General features: G+C 60.4%; 26 protein-coding genes. 10 read left to right on the top strand and 16 right to left on the bottom strand.

Features of this window, described 5'->3' with window-relative positions:
- From AC0L2H_RS26150 to AC0L2H_RS26140, 3 genes are all read right to left on the bottom strand, one after another.
- Nucleotides 1-726 (bottom strand): GntR family transcriptional regulator, encoded by a 726-nt coding sequence (locus AC0L2H_RS26150; protein ID WP_473592919.1) that lies wholly within the window; start codon nucleotides 724-726, stop codon nucleotides 1-3.
- 202 nt (nucleotides 727-928) lie between these two features.
- Entirely contained in the window at nucleotides 929-1,522 is a 594-nt protein-coding gene (locus AC0L2H_RS26145; RefSeq protein ID WP_473593028.1) for a hypothetical protein, read from the bottom strand.
- Between the two features lie 429 nt (nucleotides 1,523-1,951).
- Nucleotides 1,952-3,358: a PAS domain S-box protein gene (locus AC0L2H_RS26140; RefSeq protein WP_473592918.1), complete on the bottom strand. Its 1,407-nt coding sequence runs from the start codon at nucleotides 3,356-3,358 to the stop codon at nucleotides 1,952-1,954.
- A gap of 234 nt (nucleotides 3,359-3,592) precedes the next feature.
- Here AC0L2H_RS26140 and AC0L2H_RS26135 point away from each other — a divergent pair, with 234 nt between their 5' ends.
- Nucleotides 3,593-3,919: a hypothetical protein gene (locus tag AC0L2H_RS26135; RefSeq protein WP_473592916.1), complete on the top strand. Its 327-nt coding sequence runs from the start codon at nucleotides 3,593-3,595 to the stop codon at nucleotides 3,917-3,919.
- A gap of 137 nt (nucleotides 3,920-4,056) precedes the next feature.
- On the opposite strand, the gene AC0L2H_RS26130 is transcribed toward AC0L2H_RS26135, so the two are convergent.
- From AC0L2H_RS26130 to AC0L2H_RS26120, 3 genes are all read right to left on the bottom strand, one after another.
- The gene (locus AC0L2H_RS26130; RefSeq protein WP_473592914.1) at nucleotides 4,057-4,281 is read right to left on the bottom strand and encodes a DUF2934 domain-containing protein; all 225 of its coding nucleotides are present in this window, start codon (nucleotides 4,279-4,281) and stop codon (nucleotides 4,057-4,059) included.
- 79 nt (nucleotides 4,282-4,360) lie between these two features.
- Nucleotides 4,361-4,567, bottom strand: coding sequence for a hypothetical protein (locus AC0L2H_RS26125; protein WP_008876831.1), 207 nt, complete (start codon nucleotides 4,565-4,567; stop codon nucleotides 4,361-4,363).
- Nucleotides 4,568-4,668: 101 nt separating this feature from the next.
- Entirely contained in the window at nucleotides 4,669-4,968 is a 300-nt protein-coding gene (locus tag AC0L2H_RS26120) for a DUF1236 domain-containing protein (protein WP_473592912.1), read from the bottom strand.
- A 245-nt stretch (nucleotides 4,969-5,213) separates the two neighbouring features.
- On the opposite strand from AC0L2H_RS26120, the gene AC0L2H_RS26115 reads away from it, so the two are divergent.
- Nucleotides 5,214-5,534 carry a DUF982 domain-containing protein gene (locus AC0L2H_RS26115; protein ID WP_473592911.1) on the top strand — a complete coding sequence of 107 codons (321 nt, stop codon included), beginning with the start codon at nucleotides 5,214-5,216 and terminating at the stop codon, nucleotides 5,532-5,534.
- Nucleotides 5,535-5,562: 28 nt separating this feature from the next.
- On the opposite strand, the gene AC0L2H_RS26110 is transcribed toward AC0L2H_RS26115, so the two are convergent.
- The 7 genes from AC0L2H_RS26110 to AC0L2H_RS26080 form a co-directional block, all read right to left on the bottom strand.
- The gene (locus AC0L2H_RS26110; RefSeq protein WP_473592910.1) at nucleotides 5,563-5,892 is read right to left on the bottom strand and encodes a hypothetical protein; all 330 of its coding nucleotides are present in this window, start codon (nucleotides 5,890-5,892) and stop codon (nucleotides 5,563-5,565) included.
- A 580-nt stretch (nucleotides 5,893-6,472) separates the two neighbouring features.
- Entirely contained in the window at nucleotides 6,473-6,769 is a 297-nt protein-coding gene (locus AC0L2H_RS26105) for a hypothetical protein (protein WP_473592909.1), read from the bottom strand.
- A gap of 341 nt (nucleotides 6,770-7,110) precedes the next feature.
- Nucleotides 7,111-7,449 carry a hypothetical protein gene (locus tag AC0L2H_RS26100; protein WP_473592907.1) on the bottom strand — a complete coding sequence of 113 codons (339 nt, stop codon included), beginning with the start codon at nucleotides 7,447-7,449 and terminating at the stop codon, nucleotides 7,111-7,113.
- Nucleotides 7,428-7,646, bottom strand: coding sequence for a hypothetical protein (locus tag AC0L2H_RS26095; RefSeq protein ID WP_473592905.1), 219 nt, complete (start codon nucleotides 7,644-7,646; stop codon nucleotides 7,428-7,430). Before AC0L2H_RS26095 ends, AC0L2H_RS26100 begins: the two co-directional genes overlap by 22 nt.
- Nucleotides 7,631-7,900 (bottom strand): hypothetical protein, encoded by a 270-nt coding sequence (locus AC0L2H_RS26090; RefSeq protein WP_473592903.1) that lies wholly within the window; start codon nucleotides 7,898-7,900, stop codon nucleotides 7,631-7,633. The genes AC0L2H_RS26095 and AC0L2H_RS26090 overlap by 16 nt, the downstream gene beginning before the upstream one ends.
- 99 nt (nucleotides 7,901-7,999) lie before the next feature.
- The gene (locus tag AC0L2H_RS26085) at nucleotides 8,000-8,167 is read right to left on the bottom strand and encodes a hypothetical protein (protein ID WP_165779797.1); all 168 of its coding nucleotides are present in this window, start codon (nucleotides 8,165-8,167) and stop codon (nucleotides 8,000-8,002) included.
- Between the two features lie 3 nt (nucleotides 8,168-8,170).
- On the bottom strand, nucleotides 8,171-8,935 hold the full coding sequence (locus tag AC0L2H_RS26080; protein ID WP_473592902.1) for an N-acetylmuramidase family protein: 765 nt from the start codon (nucleotides 8,933-8,935) through the stop codon (nucleotides 8,171-8,173).
- A 91-nt stretch (nucleotides 8,936-9,026) separates the two neighbouring features.
- Here AC0L2H_RS26080 and AC0L2H_RS26075 point away from each other — a divergent pair, with 91 nt between their 5' ends.
- The 5 genes from AC0L2H_RS26075 to AC0L2H_RS26055 all read left to right on the top strand — a co-directional run bounded on the left by AC0L2H_RS26075 (nucleotide 9,027) and on the right by AC0L2H_RS26055 (nucleotide 11,400).
- A complete protein-coding gene (locus AC0L2H_RS26075) occupies nucleotides 9,027-9,218 on the top strand; it encodes a hypothetical protein (RefSeq protein WP_473592901.1) in 192 nt (63 codons plus the stop codon).
- 490 nt (nucleotides 9,219-9,708) lie between these two features.
- Complete coding sequence (locus tag AC0L2H_RS26070; protein WP_473592900.1) at nucleotides 9,709-9,864, top strand: hypothetical protein; 156 nt, start codon at nucleotides 9,709-9,711, stop codon at nucleotides 9,862-9,864.
- A gap of 184 nt (nucleotides 9,865-10,048) precedes the next feature.
- Entirely contained in the window at nucleotides 10,049-10,219 is a 171-nt protein-coding gene (locus AC0L2H_RS26065; RefSeq protein WP_473592899.1) for a hypothetical protein, read from the top strand.
- A gap of 214 nt (nucleotides 10,220-10,433) precedes the next feature.
- Nucleotides 10,434-11,180, top strand: a complete 747-nt coding sequence (locus AC0L2H_RS26060; RefSeq protein ID WP_473592898.1) for a hypothetical protein — start codon at nucleotides 10,434-10,436, stop codon at nucleotides 11,178-11,180.
- A 76-nt stretch (nucleotides 11,181-11,256) separates the two neighbouring features.
- Complete coding sequence (locus tag AC0L2H_RS26055) at nucleotides 11,257-11,400, top strand: hypothetical protein (RefSeq protein WP_473592897.1); 144 nt, start codon at nucleotides 11,257-11,259, stop codon at nucleotides 11,398-11,400.
- Here the strand turns inward: AC0L2H_RS26055 and AC0L2H_RS26050 are convergent.
- Entirely contained in the window at nucleotides 11,397-11,972 is a 576-nt protein-coding gene (locus AC0L2H_RS26050) for an acyltransferase (protein ID WP_473592896.1), read from the bottom strand. The genes AC0L2H_RS26055 and AC0L2H_RS26050 overlap by 4 nt on opposite strands.
- Before the next feature lie 202 nt (nucleotides 11,973-12,174).
- Entirely contained in the window at nucleotides 12,175-14,913 is a 2,739-nt protein-coding gene (locus tag AC0L2H_RS26045; RefSeq protein ID WP_473592895.1) for an SGNH/GDSL hydrolase family protein, read from the bottom strand.
- A gap of 208 nt (nucleotides 14,914-15,121) precedes the next feature.
- Here AC0L2H_RS26045 and AC0L2H_RS26040 point away from each other — a divergent pair, with 208 nt between their 5' ends.
- On the top strand, nucleotides 15,122-17,068 hold the full coding sequence (locus AC0L2H_RS26040; protein WP_473592894.1) for an acyltransferase family protein: 1,947 nt from the start codon (nucleotides 15,122-15,124) through the stop codon (nucleotides 17,066-17,068).
- 6 nt (nucleotides 17,069-17,074) lie between these two features.
- On the opposite strand, the gene AC0L2H_RS26035 is transcribed toward AC0L2H_RS26040, so the two are convergent.
- Nucleotides 17,075-17,452: a VanZ family protein gene (locus tag AC0L2H_RS26035; RefSeq protein ID WP_473592893.1), complete on the bottom strand. Its 378-nt coding sequence runs from the start codon at nucleotides 17,450-17,452 to the stop codon at nucleotides 17,075-17,077.
- Between the two features lie 488 nt (nucleotides 17,453-17,940).
- Between AC0L2H_RS26035 and AC0L2H_RS26030 the strand changes: the two genes are divergently transcribed.
- Together AC0L2H_RS26030 and AC0L2H_RS26025 are read left to right on the top strand one after the other, a co-directional pair.
- A complete protein-coding gene (locus tag AC0L2H_RS26030; RefSeq protein ID WP_473592892.1) occupies nucleotides 17,941-18,039 on the top strand; it encodes a putative RiPP precursor in 99 nt (32 codons plus the stop codon).
- 82 nt (nucleotides 18,040-18,121) lie between these two features.
- On the top strand, nucleotides 18,122-18,565 hold the full coding sequence (locus tag AC0L2H_RS26025) for a hypothetical protein (RefSeq protein ID WP_473592891.1): 444 nt from the start codon (nucleotides 18,122-18,124) through the stop codon (nucleotides 18,563-18,565).
- Nucleotides 18,566-18,617 lie beyond the last annotated feature (52 nt).

The raw sequence follows: 18,617 nt of genomic DNA, 5'->3' as shown, positions 1-18,617 counted from the left end.
TCAGAACTCCAGATGAAGGGCGAAATGCGCCGGGTTGAGCAGGCTGGTAACGAACTCGATGGCGCGCCCGTCGGCGGCACGCGTCAGCCGTCGCGTGCGCAGGAACGGCGTCCCTGGCAGGCAGTCGAGGATCGCCGCGTCCTCGGCGCTCAGCATTTCGATATCGACCCATTCCTCGCCGTGATCGGGGACAAGTCCCGCACTGCGCAGCGTCTGGTGCAGAGAGCCCGCGCGCAAGCCGCGCAGGGGCACATCCTCCAGCTCGGGCGACAGCGGCAGACGGCTGCGCTCGATCGAGATGGCATGGCCGTCATCGGCGTTGGTGCGTACCCGGTCGACAGCGATGAAGAAAGGACTGTCGACGTCGAGCCTGGTGGCGAGTTCGGCATCCTGCATGACTTCGAGCCGGAGTGTGCGTGTATCGGCATTGGCGCCCGCATTGGCGAGCGCGCGCGACCAGCCGATTGCGTCGTCGACCGGCATGCCGTCGAAGGTGACGAACGAGCCAATGCCGACCTTGGTGGTGATCAGCCCGCGGCTCGACAGTTCCTCAAGACCCTTGCGGATGGTGTTGCGGCTGACGGAGAAGCGCTGGACGAGTTCGTTCTCGCTCTGCAGGCGGTCACCGAAGCCGAGCACGCCGGAGCGGATCTCATGTTCGAGAACAGTCGCGATCTGTTCGGGCTTGCCTGTTCCGGGAGACGAGAAGGTCACGCGGCGCACCATAGGAGAATACCTGTTCAATGAACCTGTATAATCCTGTTCAATACCGCTCGGCAATAGCCCTTGTCAACGCGGCGGCTTTCCGCCTATCATGATACGAAAAGCCCGCCACCTGAGTGACGGGCTTTCCGACGAACCGGAGGCTAGGAGAGTGTGGACGAAGCCTCGCGGCTGGTTCGACACTTCCCTTCCGGATGGCGTCTGATCAGCGGCGCGCGATCAGCAGGCACAGTTGGCGAAGGTCACGATCATAAGTGCCTCCGCTGCTGAGCACATCCACACAGCGCTTCTTCATTCTCACCAGCTGGCCGCTCGGCATGTCGGCAACCACCGATGGCAGGCTCGGATTGGATGGGTTGCTTGGATTGGACGGGTTGCTCGGGTTCGACGGGTTGCTCGGATTGGTCCCGCCACCGATGCCGACGCCAAGCCCGACATTGATGCCGCTGCCGGCACCGGCGGCGACGCCGCTTCCGACCCTTGCTCCGGCGCCAGCGGTGATCCCGTTGCTGCCGCCGACAGACGCACCGAGACCGGCATTGACGCCGCTCGAACCGCCAACCGACGCGCCGAGGCCCGCATTGACGCCACCCGAGCCGCCCACCGATGCACCGGCACCGGCTTTGATCCCGCCACCACCGCCGACAGACGCACCGACACCGGCATTGATGCCGCCGCTGCCGCCCACAGAGGCACCGACACCAACGCCGATACCAGCGGCGTTCGCCGGCAGTGAAAGGATGAAGATGACTGCGCTACCCGCCAACACACCGGTGATTGTTTTGATTTTGAACGTCATAACACTCTCCATGTCGTAGTTGCCTAAAATCAACCGCACGCATCGCCGGTTGCATTTATTACTACGAGTAGAAAAGGTTTAGGTTTCTTCTGAAGAAAGATTCATCTAATCAATAGTATACAACAATCAAATGAGGTGCAGAGGATTATATTAAATTTTGTATCAATACTTCATGTGGGAAGTGACCCTCCAGAAGCATCTCAAGAATATCCGAGGAAACAGCCTGTACCGAACAAGCTGCATACAACCTTGATGTTCAGGCGCCGTCACAAGGGGCCGCCTCCTCGCGCAGAATGCGATGGCGCTGGGGTATGGGTGGTGAAACGAGAAGCTGGACTACAGGAAAAGAATGGCCATCCGATAACAGGCGTGGGTGCCGCACCCGTCGATAGGCGCAAGTCGCGAGCCGGGAACCGTGCCAGCCGGACTTCATCCTTCTCCGGCGGCAATGTCGGAAAGAGACATTTTGACAGAGCGCAACGGCGCTTCGAGCGTCCAGATGACGCCCTGTTTGTCGAACTCCAACCTTCCGGTACCGCTGAGTGCCTGGGGTGCGACGCGTCTGAGGACGACGGTTCCAAAGCCACGTCGTGCGGTGGCATCCACGATCGGCCCGCCCAACTCACGCCAGATCAGGCGAAAGGTGTCGGTGCGGTCGGCGGCAATTGCGACATCCCATTCAATTTCGACCCGTCCGCTGTGGTGAGACAGCGCTCCGTACTTGGTCGAGTTGGTGGCCAGTTCGTGGAAGGCAATGCCTAGATATTGCACGGCGTTCGGCTGGAGCACGATCGCCGGTCCGGTCATCGACACGCGAGATTGCACTGCGAACGCCTTGAGCTGCGCCCGTACGAGCTCGCCGACCGTCGCGCCGCGCCATTCGGCGTTGACGAGAAGATCATGGGATTCCGATAGCGCCGCGATGCGTTCCCGGACCTGCGCCAGGAATGCGCCCGGAGTGCTCGCCAGCTTGCTGGTTTCGCGGATCATCGAGATGATGACTGAATACTGATTTTTGACGCGATGATTGACTTCGCGCATGAGGAGGCGGATGCGCCGCTCGCTGTCCTTGGAAGAACTGATGTCGCGCGCGATCTTGGAGGCGCCGATGATCCGCCCGATGCCGTCGCGGATCGGCGAGACGGTGAGTGACACTGGAATGAGCGTGCCATCCTTGCGCATACGGACCGTTTCATATGATGGAACGCGCTCGCCGGCGCGGATGCGGCTGATGATCGAGACTTCTTCGTCGAGATGGCCGGGCGGAATGAGGATGGTCACCGGCCGGCCGAGCGCTTCGGCCGGCGTATAGCCGAACAGGTGTTCTGCCGCATTGTTCCAGCTGGTGATGATGCCATTGATGTCCTTCGAAACGACGGCGTCCATCGATGATTCGACAATGGCGGCCAGCCTCAGGCGGGCTTCGTCGGCCATTGTCTGTGTACGCAGATCGAGCAGCGTGTTGATGGCACCGACTACCTCGCCCGTTTCGTCGCGAAGCAAGACCGGGTGCGCGCTGAATGGGATGAGCTCGCCGTCCGGCCGCTCGGCGATGGCCTGGCCCCAGCGAACATCACGCTCTTCGAGCAAGGCAACGGCCATCGGGCATTCATCATGCGCCATTGCCCGTCCATCGATATGGCGAAGTTTCCATGAACCGCACCACCGATCCTGACCGATGACGGGACGGTGCCCCCACAGATCTGCTGCGGCTTCGTTGAAGAAAGTGATCCGGCCCTGTTTGTCGATTGTATAGACGGCGACGGGCAGCGCCTGCATCAAATCGACGGAGGGCACCTCTGGAATCCCAGCCGCCGCTTGTTGGATGACGTTCACCTGCTCCCCCCGCCCGCTCGATTTCAAACGGATTGCTACGACTGCTGAAATGCACGTGACTGGTTTCAGTTCCCGGCCTGGACGGCCAGCGTTTCTTCCGATGTCTTTGTCAAAGCCAAACTGATCACGAATGGGAGCAGGTTCTCGGCCGGAATTTTATGGGAACCTTCATTCCCCCGAGCGGTTTCAACCACAGTCGCAAAGCGGCGACAATCGAAAAAATGGAGACACACCATGTTTACGAAAATCCTCGCGGCTTCTGCACTAGCGGCGGGTTTGGCCACGTCGGCTATGGCCCAGAATGCCGATGGATCAAGCGGGAGCACGACTGGGCCTGGCAGCGACAAAAGCGTCGTAGTTGACCCGGCCGATTCCAATCCTGCGGATCCTAACGCGATCGACTTCGGCATCACCAACAGCATCATCGGCGCTCCCGACGGCTGGAATTCGAATGCCGATCAGAACTGTCCGTTGAACCCGCAGGGCGCGCAGCCCGACGCGTCGAACAGGGTTGGCGGATCGGTAGCACCGACCGTCAACGACAATCATTGCGGCAAGTAACCCCGCAACCAACTCGAATTCACGCTTCTGCTGCGGCCGGACCGAACTCCGTCCGCGGCCGGAAGCGTCATATTTTCCGGACAGCAGAGTATAAGCAACGGCTGCCATATCCCGATGAGCCCAACGGGTGCCGGATGCTAGGTTGACGTCCTCTTCGGCTTTCCGTCCTTGCCCTTGGCGGCAGCCGTCTTCTTTGGCGCCGCTTTCTCGGGCGCCGCTTTCGCTTTCGGCTTGCTGGCCTCACTGTCGATCTCGGCGGCAGCCTGGTCCCAGTGCTGCTGATGCGCGCCATCGGGCCGGCCGGCCTGTTCCCAGATCGCGTGTGCCCGCTTGCGAATGCGTTCCTGCCTGTCGTCCGTCACTGTTGTCTCCATCGGTTCCATTCAAATCCGTGAGCAACAGCTGTTTTAGCTGAAATTTCGATCGGCGTCTTGGGCAGCCTCAGCCTTTGTCCGACAGAACCGCGACACCAAGCAACGCCGCCTTCTTCTTGATCAGCCCCGCCAGATCCGCGTCCGAGCGCTCCGTTCCGGTTCGCTCACGTACTACCTCAATCACCTCCTTCATCGACAAGAGACCGGTTCCCCGTTCGACAAGCAATTTGTCGACGACCGCCACCACATTGGGCGAATCGACATGCGGCAACATGGAAGTAGCTCCTTCATTCCCGAGACAGATTCACGCACTCCTGCGGCCAGAGACGGCCCGCCGCCCTCTCACTCATCTTCTGGAGAGAACGGCGGGTAAGGTCAGTCTATGACCTGCACAATTCTGCGGGTGCCGGGGTCGACCAGCACGGTACGATTGTCGACGACCACATATCTGTACTCCACGTCGGGGATCGACTGAAGCTCGACCGTGTCGGGTAAAGCGGAGCCGACATTGAGTTCCACGCCTAGCAGGCTTACCGATGCCAGCGGATGCTTGTGTACGTGTTCGCGAATGATGGTCTGCTGTTCGGGCGTGACAATCACCTGATCTGCAGCGGCCATGCCTACGCCGGCCAGCAGAACAAACCCTGCAGCGGCAGGGACAAGGTGGATCTTCATCATCTTCTCCTGTTGCTGTTGGCAGGCTCGCCATTCATGGCCTTGAGATCACTGCCGAGAAGGGCGAGCCCTGTGAGCAAACGCCGGTGCATCTCTCTTGTTCCGTAAGTCGAGACTAATTCATCAGTCGCCGGCCGCCGCTATCGGCTTCGCAATTCGTCACAACCTGATCGATGGCATCCCTCGGGAACCGTAGCGGCCAGATCCGCATTGAAGGGCGCTGCGATCCTGTCTGGAGGTCTTTTATGGATGACATGCTGTTCGACGCCCCTGTGGCGATTGCCGTCGGTGCCGGCTTCAAACGCGAAATCGCGTCGCTCGCTGAAATGCAGAATTTTCTGAAGGAATGGTCTCCAACCCCGCGCGATCCCATCTACGAAACGGCCGTCCGGGCCTGCAATGCGGCGCGCGCCGGGCACTTGACCGTCGACCAGGCGCGGCGGGCATTCATCAGCTTCGCCGAGGTGAACGGCATGATATGGACCGGCGTCGATCCTGTCACGGCGTTGCGTGAGGCCAGGAGCGCAAGGAGCATTCGCCCCACGGCCACGCGACATCCGCATTGAGGCCCGGCGACTTCAGGTGCGACGGTGCCTATTGCTTCGGCGGCTGGGCCGGAACCTCGCCGGGCTTGATCACCGGGGTCTTACCTTCGTCCGGCGGTGGCGCGGCCAGACCTTGATCGCCCGTCGGTGGTGGCTGGAGCACGCCGTTGCAACGATCGAGCGTGTCGGACGGGCTGTTCCTGTTGCTGCCATCGTTGTTGACGGGCGGCTTCTGTTGGCCATTCTGCGGATCGGCCTGGCAACGCCCGGACTGGAACGGGGCTTGGTTGTCCGTCTGATCGGGGGTCTGGGCAGCAGCCGGTGTCGCCAGGGGCAAGGCGAATGCGCCCGCGACAAGCAATATGTGGAGAGGTTTCATGTCCGGCTCCTTTCTTTGCGAGCTCCTTTTTCTCTACGAACTCCTTGCCAAAGCAAATGGGCGGCGATTGGTTCCGGCGTGCGGCAACGAACCCCAGTCCGGCGCCCTTATCAGGGTGCGTTGCTCCCGTTCGGGCCGACACGATAGTTTCCAGCGATGATGAGGGATGGCATGCGCTTTCGGTGCTCTTCGCCGACGGCACGGCGCAAGAATTCAAGTAGCCCATTCAAAGAGAACCGGCCAATTCATGGCTGACAATGCCATTGGGAAATCGTTAATCAGCGATTGCTACTATACCGGTCATGACCAAGAATCTCGGCAATGCGCAGCGGAACATTCCCAGGGCAACCGTGAAAAACTCACTCCTTAGCCGATTGGCGCCGGTCTTGTTTCCCCTGGCGGTCGTTGCTCTTGGATATATGATCGGCCGGCAATTCTTGGGATTCTAGCGCATGTCGCGCAAAAGCATGCCCTCGGGCTGGACCCGAGGGTGTGCAGCCGTTTTCGATAACGACATGCATAAAACAAGAAACTGAGGCGATTGAATCCGTTTCGATGCGAACTCGAAGCCGAATGCTTCTCAATCCGGCAGATCGAAAACCGGCTCCTCGCAGCGATGGACCAGGCACTGTCCGTCACGTGTCTTGACGTAGGCGGCGGTTGGCACTTCCGGCCAATCGCACTCATTGCCGAATTGGCGGACATATCGATCGTAAGTGTTGCGGCCAGTGGTCAGTACGACCGCGTGATGGCTCTGGATCAGCAGCTGCGTCTGCTCACACGTCATGGTGCGCGTGTCCGGCCGGGCGTAAGCCATGCTTGTGGCGGCAAACAATATCGCTCCGGCAGCTGTTAAGGCTATTGGGTGAATTAGCATGGTGACATTCTCACGAGATTCGTCGTGCCTAACTCGCACCGTCGCTCGTGGTTCCGCGAGTTTGGCAGAGCAGCGGTAACGCGCAACCTTAATCACGTGAGCTGGCTAGCCAAAGAGTGAGGCGGACCGAGCGCGTAAAAGCAAAAAAGCCCGCCACACCTTTCGGCATGGCGGGCTTGCCAAAAAAGGCATTACTGCGGTGTCGGTACTTCCGGTTCATTCGACACCACTGCGGCTCCAATTACCGCCAGCCTGCCCTTCCTGACAAGCGCCATACGCCTCGGATCAAGCACTCAGGAGTGCTTTACGCGATGCGCTTTAGACTTCCGCCAGGCACGATTTCACTCTTCCCTCCCCGGTTTAAACCGCCGCACCATCACCTCGAACACAATGTCCGATATCCACATCGCCGAGACGCCGATGAGGAACGCCGCGGCCAGCGTCGTGGTGTCGTCGTCGGGGACCGGCAGGCCGGTCGCTCGAAAATAATGCACCAGGGGAAGCGTGAGATAGGCTGCCGCCAGTGCGCCGCAGATCGGTGACGCCACCATCTCGCGGACCTTGTAGCGGTGGCGCGACAAGGCCCGCAAAATGCCGCCGGAAAGGCCGGCGACCACCACCGGCGCCTTGATGCCGAGCGTATCGAGAAACTCCTGTATCATGGCGCCCACCCGCACCATCTGGCGCCCTTTCCGTTGTAGGCGTTCATCTCGTCGAGTTCGGGCCGCGTCATCGCCGCGACGACGGAAGCTGACGAACGGCGCGGCTGGTTGTGGTCGCACCAGACCTGGCGCGGATTGCCGACCGAGGCCGGCGTTGTGCATCCGGCAAGCAACAAGCCCCCAGGCAGCAGCGCAACCATCAGCGCCTTGCCCATCGCATCGCCTCCCGCCGCGCCGCCTCGTCCGGCAGGTCGCGCGCCGCGCGCTCGACCTCGGTTGACTCTCGGTCCATTTCGAGGCGGTCCTCGGCGGCGGCGAGTTTTTCAGCCGCTTGCCTGGCCGCATCCTTTTTCGCCCGGTTGACCCCGCCGGCGACATAGAGCCCGAGGCCGCCGACGAGCGTGGCGAAGATCGCCACGATCGTCTTGTTGCCGGCGAGCGCCGACAAGATTGCGAGGAGCGCGCTCATAGCAACAGCCCAAGGATCAAGCCGGCGACCGCGCCGACGACGAGCGGCGGCCAGGATTGGCGAAGGTAGGCGGTGATGAGTTCGACACGGCCTTCCATGTCACGCGCCCTGGTTCGGGATGCGATAAACGCCGCCGGCCACAAGGGCGCCGACGATCAGGTCTCGCACGACGCCACCGAGGCCGGGGATTTCGACCTGAAGCTGCTGAAGGCCGATCAGGACGCCGATGCCCGCGACTGCGACGATGAATTTCGAATAGCAAGCCATGGTTCATTTCCTTCCGAACAGTTTGAGAACGAGATTGAGGAGCGCGGTCCATGCGCTTTGCTTTGCCACGGGCGCGGGAGCCGCCAAGGGCGGCGCGACGGGTTTTGACGATTCTGGGGGCGGGACGGGCGCCGGTTGGGGAACCGCGGGAGAGGCCGCCGGCGGCCACGGCGTATCCTTGATGCGTGACCATTTGCGATAGGCGGCGGCAAGGCGAGTATCGTAGGCGTTCTTCCTGTATGACGCGCCGTTGTAGCCCTTGGCGAAACCGGCCCAATCGTGATTGCGCAATTTGTCGGCGAGCCGGTTCTCGGCGATGAAATTGACAGCCGCTTCAAGCTGCAGCGCCTCGTCTTCCATCATGGCTTCGACCATGGCCTGCACGGTGAGGAAGCCGGCCGCCTCGAAATTTTCGCCGAGAACCTGGCCGAGACCCCACGACGCCGATTTCAGCGCCGCCGTCTCGTCAATCGCGACAGCCGCCTTCAGCCTGGAGTAGCTATCCCTGGGGTAGGGTTTTTCGCCCCACTTCGAATAGGCGAGACCCGCGGCGACGGCTTGCGCTCGCGCCGCCCCCGACAGATTGCGGAAAAAGACATGCGGCTCGAACAGGAGGATCGGCCGCCCCTGCGCATCGAAGCCGTGGCCGCTGGTCTCGACATCGAGAAAGGCGTGGATCTCGTCCTCGCCGACGCCGATCCTGGCGCCAAGCCTCGGCAGATCGAGGTCGTCCAGACGCTTCGCAGCGCCCTTGAAAGAGGTGTCCATGGCGTTTCCTTTCCGCCCGGGCCACGGGCAGTTGATGTTTGCAGGCGATCGTGTGAGATGAGCGCAACAGGAGGACCGGGAGGATCTGCGGATGTCGGAAGACGAAGAAACGGCAATGGCCACGGGACGCTGGACCGTGAAAGCCGAACTATCCGCGCTCGGCCGCGACAAGCCCCTGCTTATGGTGCTGGCGGCGATCCTCTGCCTCTATTGCGGGCTGGTCGCCGGGCCGATCCTCTATGCGTTCCTTGCCATCCAGGGCATGGCGGATTTCTTCAAATGACTGCGTTGGCTGCTTGAGAGCCGTTCCGTCAGTGCCTCTCGCCTCAATCGAAATTGCTTAGCCGGGATGAAACCGCTCCGATTGATCGTTCGTACCTTGGGGAAACAAGGTGCGGGAGGGGCACGTGACAATAAGGATCAGGCTTCCGGGGGGAACTCTGAAGATCAAGAAGAAGGACGAGCTGCGTCGCCGTGAGCAGAAGCGCGAGGTTCCGGTCTGGCAGATCGGAAATCGCTTTATCATCTGGTGGCCAAGCAGCATGTCTGATCGTCCGTCCAAGCGCCCGCCAGAACGGTGATCCAGAACTCGCGGCTGTGAAGAGATCCGAAGGCGGACCAGGACGGAACGGCGGCGACTCCATCGGCAGTACCACGCGTCCATCGCGCAGGGACGCTGTTGCGAAACCAGTCCCAGAAATAGTCAACGCCCGGCCGTTGACTCTTCCGCTACGGAAGCCCTTTGTTGCTGCATTGCACAATGGGGTTGGGCGATGGCAGTGCGGATCAGGTTGCCGGGCGGCACCTTGAAGTTGAAGGTTTATCGGGAGTTGCGCGAGCGCGAGCGCGACCGCCGCGTGCCTGTGTGGAAGATGGGCTCGCTCTATCTTATCTGGTGGTCGAACCGCCAGCGTCCTTCTAAGGACTAGCGGCTGGCGCGCCAGTCGCTTCCGCGAAAGCGTTACACCCCCGATCATAAAACCGTTATCCGACGTCTGTACCCTGGGCCCTCCCAGGAACAGTCGATGACCAGATGTTGACTCTCGCTAGGGAAGGTCTCTAATTTGCTGCAGTTGCACATCATTGCTGCGTTGCACAGCGGGAGTTGAACCGATGGCGGTGCGTATCAAATTGCCGGGCGGCACGCTGAAGATGAAGACCTATCGCGAATTGCGAGAGCGGGAACGCGACCGCCGCGTCCCGGTCATGAAGATGGGCTCGCTGTATTTCGTCTGGTGGCCGAACCGGGGTTCTCACGACAAGCCGCAGGGCAGCCATCACTAGATGGTGGCGGCATTTGCTTGCGCAGGGTGTGAGCGGCAGTGGGGGCAAGTTCGTCAGCCCGGCACCTCTGGGCTACTCCTCGTCGGGCAAGCGACTTTCTCTTCGGCGATTTAAAGACTATCCCGACCGATGGCCCAGCTTGCAAGTGAGCAAATAGCCACCTACACGGTTCGCAGAAAACGTCGAAGTGACATCCGGCAGAGGATCATTTCTGATGAGTATTCAATCCCGTGCCCATTCATTCCTACGCAGCACACCACTTCGCTACTACTACCATCTGCTGAAGGCTCGCGTAGGCGGAGCGCCACAATCTGATGAAAGCGTCATCCTTTCTCGGCTGGCCATCAATTGTCCGCGCACGTTCGTCGAGTTCGGCTTTCACCCGACCGAATACAACTGCATTGGTCTCGCCGACTTCAATGGCCTGCTTGTTGATGGGGACGACACAACGGTCCGCCTCGCAAAAGCCGTCCTCCCAAAGCGGATCGAGTCACGCCAGAGCTTCATTACCCTCGACAACATCAAAAGCCTTGGCGCTCATTTCCCCAAACTCGGGGTGCTCTCTATCGATGTCGATGGGAACGATTACTGGTTTCTCAAAGAGCTACTGCCGGTGCGCCCGGCCGTGATCTCCGTCGAGTACAACGCCAGCCTCGGCCTGAAACCGATCACCGTGCCCTACGATCCATCTTTTGACCGGAAACAGAAGCATGAAAGTGGCTGGTATCATGGGGCGTCGATTACAGCTGTGACGAACCTGTGTAGCGCGAACGGTTATAAATTGGTCGCAGTTTCGGCGGCAGGCGGCAACATATTCTTCTTGCCGCTCTCATCTTCTCTGCCGGCGCTGGAGCCGGCGCAAGCCTACCGCGAAAACTCTCTGCGCAACCGCTGGTCTGGCACGACTGCGGCAGAGCAATGGAACCGGATCAAGCACATGCCTTTTGTCAATACGACCTGAAGGGGGGACTAACGATGTATAGGTCAACCACTTCACTTCACCACCCATTCAGTTCCAGCAGGAGCGGCAAGTTTCCGTGCCGATTGACACCAGCGAGAATGAAGCTGCGACGCGCAAGCAGTTCAAGGACATCTGCAAGCAGATGCCGAAATTGCACGTAGCTTTATACGATGGCGAGGTGCTAATTGAAGAACGCCGGCCAGACGCATCGACCAATTAGTCGTCAGCCCTGACTAACGAGTCGGCCGGAACGTCCTTGCGAACGATCGCCCGAGCCGAGATAATCGCCCGGTCGCCGATCGTCACGCCCTTCATGATCATCGCTCCGGTGCCGATCCAAACGTCGTCACCGATTGTCACCGGGGCCGAACGGATACCCGGATCGGTACGAGGATGGCCGGTTCGGAAGATGGCCACGGTTTGTGCGAACCGCTTTTCATGGTCCATGGGGTGCGAATTGGTGTCGTGAATTGCAACACCGGAAGAGACAAGCACCCCTTTGCCGATCTTGATCCCGACGGGGTCAGAGGACCAGATCGTCGACCCGGCGCCCACGAAACAGAAATCTCCGATTTGGATATTCCCTTCGTGCGCGAAGATCTGAAAATGCCCGTCCAGGCGGCAATCCGCACCAATCTTCACTCGCGATCGGTCACCGTGGATATTGAAAATTTCGGCGCCAGCGCCGAGCCGAGTTCGCGGCCCGATGATGGCATTCTCCCTTGCCGCTCCGGTGGCGATCCATGACCAAAAGCGGCGACGCAGAGCGAGGATGGCGGTGAAGATGTGCATTCAGCGACATTTGCCATAAGCGACCGGCGTGATCCAGACGTATTCACCTAAATCGACGGCATATGATCGAAGAGATAGTGTGTACGATCCATCGACCGTGATTGCCGTCCCAAGCGGCTGCGATTTTTTTGGTGTTCAGTACCCACTCCTGTTTGGAGTTTAGCACGGCCATTCCTCGGCGCATCGATGAGCACTTCCCCTTCTAGTTCACGAACAGACCGTTGAGCACCATCTTGCGTAGGGCTCCAGCCTGGTGTGTAGCGAGGCGCAAGCTGCCGACCGCGTTCGGGTGAAGCTCGTCGGCCATGTATAGCGTCGAGGTGTGGTAACCCATGCCGCTCTGCGACGTGTCGATGTAGGGGACACCGAATGCTTGGCACACTTCGCGTTCGGCTTTCATGTGCTGGTCCATCGTGTTGCCTTGGCTGTTGACCCGACCTATCCGGTGTGTCGCGTGGCCGGGGCCACCACTGTAGACCTGGATCAAGACGATCTTTGCAACGGGGGCCTGCGCACGGATATCGAGGATGGCCCTCCACAACGACCCGTAGACCGTGGCATAGGTAGTGTCGCCGAACATACCCAGCGGTGTCTCCTGCGCGCCGAAGGCATTCGGGCCGGGCTCAAGGGTGACCAGTTCCGTATCAATAGGAATGTCGGCAATTCTGGCGGACATGCCGTAGCTCGGATAAGCGGTGGTGCTGAGCCCGAGAGCCGAACCACTTACGCCGAGGTTGGTCAGCACCATTCCGGTCTGTTCTGCGAGCAGGGGCGCGTAGTAATTCCCAATCGTGATGCTGCTGCCGAGCGCTGCCCACTTCTTGCCGATCAGTGCCGCACTGCCATCATCGGTCGATCCGCCGCCTATACTGGTAGGGTCGGATAGAAGGCCGAGATATAGGGCAGCATTGGGAGCAGCCGTTGCGCCGGCACTTCGGGTCCATGGGGCCACTGACAAGTTGGTCGGGGACGTGTTGAGGTTCGGCCCGCCGTTGACCTCGAAGGTGGACGATTGGACATAAAGGCCCGATGCGCCGTCACCCACGTAGGGATGGCCTCCGGTGGCGGCATAAACACGATGCTGCGGGTTCATTCCCCCTGCGACCTCGACCACCTTTTCCAGCGTGATCCGATACCAGTCGTTGCCGAGCTTGGTCATGGTGACGGTCGGCGCGGCGAAAGTTGGATTGATGGTGAAGGTGCCGAGATCGAGGTTGAACGTTACGTCGTAGCGAGCGCCTGAATTTGAGAACAGGTTAAGACGGTACCGCTCAGCCTTCTTGGCGATCACCTCCAAGGTAACCGTCTGCCCAAGCACCATGCCCGAGCGCGACTGCCAGAATGCCGGGCTTCCGCTGACGTTCGGCTCCACCAGCTTTGTGGCTGACATGCGGCCATTCACGATGATGTCGAGCACGTCAACAGTGGATATCAGGGGAAGAATTGCAGGAGCGTCAGCGGTAGCGGTGTTGATCACGTCTGTGAGGTTCTGACGGGTGAAAGTCCCGCTTGTGGGGTCGCTGCTTGCGAACAGATTCGCGGCGGTATTCTGCTTCCGAAGGACGTTGCTGCGAATGTACATTCCAGACACGCCATCGCCGGTGTACGGCAGCGCACCGGGGGACATCCGAACTTGGAAGTTGTTGTTTCCGTTTGCGCCAATCAGAGCGGCCGCCTTGCACTCATACCAGCCTGAACCCAAGGCGGTGATCGTAGCGCTGACAAAGTTTGCGCCGCTGCCCGATGCCGTGCCCTGGTTGAGGTCGAAGTTGGCCGTATAGATGGCACCAGTAGCAGCGCAGATGAGTTGCAAACTGCCCCTCTCTGCCGCCTTGGCCACAACAACATGCTCAAGCGTGTCGCCAACGGTGTAGGCGTAGGGACGATATAAAGCCGGGTTGAGGTTCGCGCCGCTCGCTTCGATCATCTTGGCTGTAGGTAAGCCGAGACCATTGAGCATCGAATTGCGATCAACGGTGGAGAGCAAGGCAGAACTTGCCGCGCGGATGCCAGTATCAATGGCGGCAGGGCCGGCCGCGACATTATGAAGCCCGAGGATCCCGGCGCTGACTTCGGTCCAGAAGTATTCGCCGATATCGACGTTGCGCGCGAGGATCGGCGACGCGCTGGCCCCTGCAAGCCCCGCCGACGCCGCGAAGCTGAAGGTCGGCGCCACGGTGTACGAGCCGGGCGCAGTGATCAGGATCTGTGTCAGCGCGCCACCCGCGACGACGAAGCGGCCGGCGGCGCCCGAGCCGGTGCCGCCGGTAAACGCCAGGTCGAATATGCCGTTGGTGCCACCCGCGCCCGCGGTGATCGCGCCGCTGCCGGCAACGCCAAGGCCGATCGCGGCCGCAGCCGTCGGAAAGATGCCCTTGCCGTACAGGGATGCGTCGCGCGCTGCCTGGGCGCCGGCCAGATTGGCAGCCGTGGTAAGAACGTCGGCGGCGGTCAGCCCGGCATTGGCGGCAGAGGCGGACGCGCTGGCCGCTGCCTGGCCGGCGCTGGCCTCGACGGCATCCTTCAGCACCTGCGCTTCGTCGCGCAGCGCTTCTACCTCGTCGACCACCTCCGAGATGTCGGGCGGCACGAATGCCGCGATGGCGATGGCGTCGGTGCCCACGACCGGCTCGTCGGAGGTAAATTCAAACACCCGGTCCGCATTTGCCGACCCGACCTGGGTGTGAACCGTCGTTCCCTTCTGCAGCGTACGGGCGGTGCGGGCATCGGCGGCGCGGAACCATTCGCCCTCGCTCACCGTATAGATGCCGTTTTGCGTCGGGTCGGCCTGGTTCTTGACCAGCACCCGGTCGCCGATTTCGGCCGGCACGCCGTCAATGGCTTGCAGGCCATGCAGGGCGATGTTGGCCGTGGTCGCCACACGCACGGGTTCGCGTTCGCCGGTCAGAAGTCGAACGGCGGCAGTTGCAGGTCGGGCCATCAGGCTTGCTCCATGAAAAAAGCCCGCAAAAGCGGGGCCGGAAAATGTGGATACTATGATTTCAGCGCGCACACGCGGCTTTGTCGGCTACCACCGGCCGATCAAGACGGGCGAAAGCATGGAGATTACCTTGGCGCCTAAGAGTAGCGCCTCGGCTCTGGTTCTTCTATAGACGGGGTACGGCCTCGGGGGAACCTGAATACTCACCATGCATACCAGAGTCGGAAGCGCGGATTCGCACCTCGTTGGCTATCGGGCGGACGTCGACGGCCTGCGCGCGGTCGCTGTCATTTCGGTGATAGCATTCCACCTGTCGAGATCGTCGCTGCCCGGAGGATATTTGGGCGTCGACATCTTTTTCGTGCTCTCGGGATATCTGATCACACTGATACTATGGCGTGAGGCGCTCAAAGGGCGGTTCTCGATATTGCGGTTTTATGAGCGGCGTATCCGCAGGATCATGCCGGCTCTTCTGCTCTTGCTGTTTTTCACCACCATAGCCGCGATCGCCTTGCTGCTGCCCGCCGACTTGATCGGATACGGAAAAAGCATGCTCGCCACGCTCGGCTTCGTGGCAAATATCTATTTTTGGCGAGACACGGATTATTTTTCCAGGGTAGCAGAGGCAAAACCGCTCTTGCATGTCTGGTCGCTGGGTGTCGAGGAACAATTTTATATCGTTTTTCCCCTCCTCATTGCGGCATTTGCCCGCTTTTGGCCCCGCGCGACTTTCCCCGCGATCGTGCTGCTCACTCTGGTGTCCCTCGGAGCCAACTACCTGGCTCTGAAGATCGGCGGTGCATCGCCGGCATTTTTCCTGCTGCCGACCCGGGCATGGGAACTTGGGGCTGGCGCCATGGTTGCTCTCTTGCCGGTCAGCCTGACGCCGCGAGGGACCGTCGCAAACCTTCTTGGAGCAATCGGCGCGATTGCAATCCTTGTTGGCATTATCAGCCCCCTACAGACATACGGTTCCATCCCCGTAGCGCTGCCAGTGGTTCTCGGGGCGATGTTCTTGATCGCCGCCGGCCAGGTTCAGCTGTCGCCGATCAATCGAGTGATAGCGACCCGTCCGCTCGCCTTCGTGGGATTGATCTCCTATTCGCTTTATCTCTGGCATTGGCCTTTCATTGTCTTCTCGCAATATTATTTCGTCCGCGACCTCAACACCGGCGAGATGGCGATTGCCGTGGCGGGCATGACGATCTGCGCCATTGTCTCGTGGCGCTATGTCGAGCGCCCTTTCCGCAGTCGAGCCATGCCGGTACGAACCGTTTGCCTCGCCGCCGCCGCCGGAACCGGCGTACTCGCGGTGATCGCGTCGGTACTGATCTGGTCGAACGGGCTGCCTAGTCGCATGAGCGGTGAAGCCGCGGCCATCAATGCGGCTGTCGGCACCAACTATCGTTGCCCGGTCCAAAATTACCTGCGCATGGGCCAGTCGCGCGCCTGCGTGCTGAACCTTCCCTCTCGCGAACCTTCTGATGCGGATGTTATTCTGTTGGGAAATTCTCATGCACAAATGTACGCGCCTGTGTGGGAGTCCATAGTGGCCGAGAGGGGTTTGAACGGCCTTCTGGTTCCGGCGAATGGCTGTCTGCCGACGGTGTCCGTTAACATCTCGCGCGGTTGTATCGATGTGGCCGCCGGCAATCTTCTCGAACTCGGCAAGCTTTCGAAAGCCAAGACCGTCATTCTCGGTTTGACCTGGGCCCATGCCGAGAAGGGGCTGGTCGATGCCAACGGAAAAAGGATCGACAATCGGGATGACGTGGAACTCGTCCGTGGGCTCGACGACCTGATCGATCGCCTGCAGAGATTTGGCAAGAAGGTCGTTCTGATCGGCCCGATCGCCTACCCCGGATGGGATCTCCCTTCCGAACTGAGCCGCGACCTCGCTTTCGGTCGGCCTCTGGAAAAATTGACATATCTGCCGGCGGACGAATTCCAACGGCAGTACGGGGCGGTCGTCGAGCATTTCGAAAGGCGTCGCGATATCGGCTTCGCCCGCCCGGACACGGTGCTCTGCGATGTCAAGCGATGCAACTATGTTGTTGACGGGCGATCGATGTTCGCTGACGCCAGTCATATTGCGCAAGCAGAATTATTCCGCTTTCGCACCATTTTTACTAAAGCGCTAACCACGCAACGCTGAGCGCTGCTACGGCAATCCGCGGACGAGACGCTTGGTCCAGCCGGCGAACGTCAACCCGCATGCCATGCCGGCACAATCGGCAAACCAGTCGAATATGCTCATATCGCGGCCGATCAATTGCATGCCCTGGAGAAGCTCGATCGCGACACCGGTGAGGACGAGAAGGACAACCAGCCTTGCCTTGTGTTCCGGCCAGCCGAAGCTTCCCAGAGCCGTCAGCACGGCAAAGGCGGTGGCGTGGTTGAGCTTGTCGTGATCGAACGTGAACGCCATGCCGAACTCCTGCAGGAACCGCGCCGGTGAAAGGGCGAGCAGCAGGACAAAGGCCAACGCGGCCAGGAAAATGATCCTTGCCGTGGTCGAAAAAGAGTCTGTGTGCAACAAGATACCGTCAATCCTTCATCTGAAAGGTCCGGCCTTCATCTGAAGGTCCTTACTGGCCAATGTGTGGCGGCTCCGAGGTTTGCATCGCCTTGAAGTGGCAGCGCGGCGGGCGAATTTCGGATCCGCCGCGCCAAGTCAAGACAACGTCAAGCTACACCAATTCACGCCTTGAGCGCCAGCCGCCGCCTTGCGGCGCTGCCGGTATTTTGTTTTCGATCGGATCGTCGATCTGGCGTCATGGTCGAAAATCTCGTCCGGTGGCCGGCAAGACGGCCTCTCAAAACGGCCTCTAGACAGGCAACCAACCTTTTCGCCATTCGTTAAGCTATGCTGGGCTCTCACCCAGCTACTCCAGCACCTGCCCGTCTCGGTTGACGCCGGGTCGGGCCTTTTTTGCTTTGGACAAATGGCGCATAAAGGCGGGCGAAGGGAACGCAACCGCGGCGAGCGCGTTCGGTGTGTTGGTGGAATCCCTGCGGAGCCCTGCAATGAAGCGCATCTATAACAAGCCGACGCTGGTGAAACACGAAAAGCTTACCAGGCTGACCGCGCAAATCATTGCGTCCGGGGTCGTTTTGGGCGAGTGATTTTCTAGGCTTTGCTGAACGCCAGCGCGAGACCCGGTTTTCTTGCGTCACGGCTGAATGCCGATCTCTGAGGGGGGAGAAAATGAGACATAGCGTAAAGGACGCGCAGGCAGACCCGGCCGAGCCGTACCCTCGCGACGCCTATCTCAATGCATTGGTGACGTTTGCCGAGGGCAATCTGGAAATCGGCATGACGCTGTTCATACGCGGCACGGTCATCGCCGGCACCTTGATCAGCGGCAGGAAGTATTTTGAGGAACTGAGCCGGCAGATGCGCAGCGCCTCGATACATGGCTCCAGCGACCCCGCCGACCTGCAGGACGTGCTGGGCCGCGCCATGCTGGATTTCGCCAACATGTACCCCAGGGCCGGCGAGCAGCCGGAGCCCGGGAGCCCGTCACAGGCGTTCCTCCACCTCAGCAATGCGCGGATTTTCCAGGCCGCCAACCATTTGCGCTCGAACGGTCAGCTCATGCGGCTGCGGCTCGACGCGGTCGACGGCTATTTCATGGGGAATATTGAATAGCGGCGCGTGGGGCCTTAGCGCGTTGCGCCCTCGCCGCGCCAGGCACTCAATC

The sequence above is a fragment of the Mesorhizobium sp. WSM4871 genome (genome assembly GCF_055811295.1).
This window is presented reverse-complemented; position numbering and strand designations above follow the sequence as displayed.

Coding starts and splice junctions, on each gene's coding strand:
- AC0L2H_RS26095 (WP_473592905.1), bottom strand. CDS start 7,646: ATGGGCAAGGCGCTGATGGTTGCGCTGCTGCCTGGGGGCTTGTTGCTT.
- AC0L2H_RS26150 (WP_473592919.1), bottom strand. CDS start 726: ATGGTGCGCCGCGTGACCTTCTCGTCTCCCGGAACAGGCAAGCCCGAA.
- AC0L2H_RS26125 (WP_008876831.1), bottom strand. CDS start 4,567: ATGTTGCCGCATGTCGATTCGCCCAATGTGGTGGCGGTCGTCGACAAA.
- AC0L2H_RS26085 (WP_165779797.1), bottom strand. CDS start 8,167: ATGGCTTGCTATTCGAAATTCATCGTCGCAGTCGCGGGCATCGGCGTC.
- AC0L2H_RS26065 (WP_473592899.1), top strand. CDS start 10,049: ATGGCGGTGCGTATCAAATTGCCGGGCGGCACGCTGAAGATGAAGACC.
- AC0L2H_RS26060 (WP_473592898.1), top strand. CDS start 10,434: ATGAGTATTCAATCCCGTGCCCATTCATTCCTACGCAGCACACCACTT.
- AC0L2H_RS26080 (WP_473592902.1), bottom strand. CDS start 8,935: ATGGACACCTCTTTCAAGGGCGCTGCGAAGCGTCTGGACGACCTCGAT.
- AC0L2H_RS26115 (WP_473592911.1), top strand. CDS start 5,214: ATGGATGACATGCTGTTCGACGCCCCTGTGGCGATTGCCGTCGGTGCC.
- AC0L2H_RS26030 (WP_473592892.1), top strand. CDS start 17,941: ATGAAGCGCATCTATAACAAGCCGACGCTGGTGAAACACGAAAAGCTT.
- AC0L2H_RS26105 (WP_473592909.1), bottom strand. CDS start 6,769: ATGCTAATTCACCCAATAGCCTTAACAGCTGCCGGAGCGATATTGTTT.
- AC0L2H_RS26100 (WP_473592907.1), bottom strand. CDS start 7,449: ATGGTGCGGGTGGGCGCCATGATACAGGAGTTTCTCGATACGCTCGGC.
- AC0L2H_RS26110 (WP_473592910.1), bottom strand. CDS start 5,892: ATGAAACCTCTCCACATATTGCTTGTCGCGGGCGCATTCGCCTTGCCC.
- AC0L2H_RS26145 (WP_473593028.1), bottom strand. CDS start 1,522: ATGACGTTCAAAATCAAAACAATCACCGGTGTGTTGGCGGGTAGCGCA.
- AC0L2H_RS26050 (WP_473592896.1), bottom strand. CDS start 11,972: ATGCACATCTTCACCGCCATCCTCGCTCTGCGTCGCCGCTTTTGGTCA.
- AC0L2H_RS26025 (WP_473592891.1), top strand. CDS start 18,122: ATGAGACATAGCGTAAAGGACGCGCAGGCAGACCCGGCCGAGCCGTAC.
- AC0L2H_RS26040 (WP_473592894.1), top strand. CDS start 15,122: ATGCATACCAGAGTCGGAAGCGCGGATTCGCACCTCGTTGGCTATCGG.
- AC0L2H_RS26075 (WP_473592901.1), top strand. CDS start 9,027: ATGTCGGAAGACGAAGAAACGGCAATGGCCACGGGACGCTGGACCGTG.
- AC0L2H_RS26120 (WP_473592912.1), bottom strand. CDS start 4,968: ATGAAGATCCACCTTGTCCCTGCCGCTGCAGGGTTTGTTCTGCTGGCC.
- AC0L2H_RS26090 (WP_473592903.1), bottom strand. CDS start 7,900: ATGAGCGCGCTCCTCGCAATCTTGTCGGCGCTCGCCGGCAACAAGACG.
- AC0L2H_RS26045 (WP_473592895.1), bottom strand. CDS start 14,913: ATGGCCCGACCTGCAACTGCCGCCGTTCGACTTCTGACCGGCGAACGC.
- AC0L2H_RS26135 (WP_473592916.1), top strand. CDS start 3,593: ATGTTTACGAAAATCCTCGCGGCTTCTGCACTAGCGGCGGGTTTGGCC.
- AC0L2H_RS26070 (WP_473592900.1), top strand. CDS start 9,709: ATGGCAGTGCGGATCAGGTTGCCGGGCGGCACCTTGAAGTTGAAGGTT.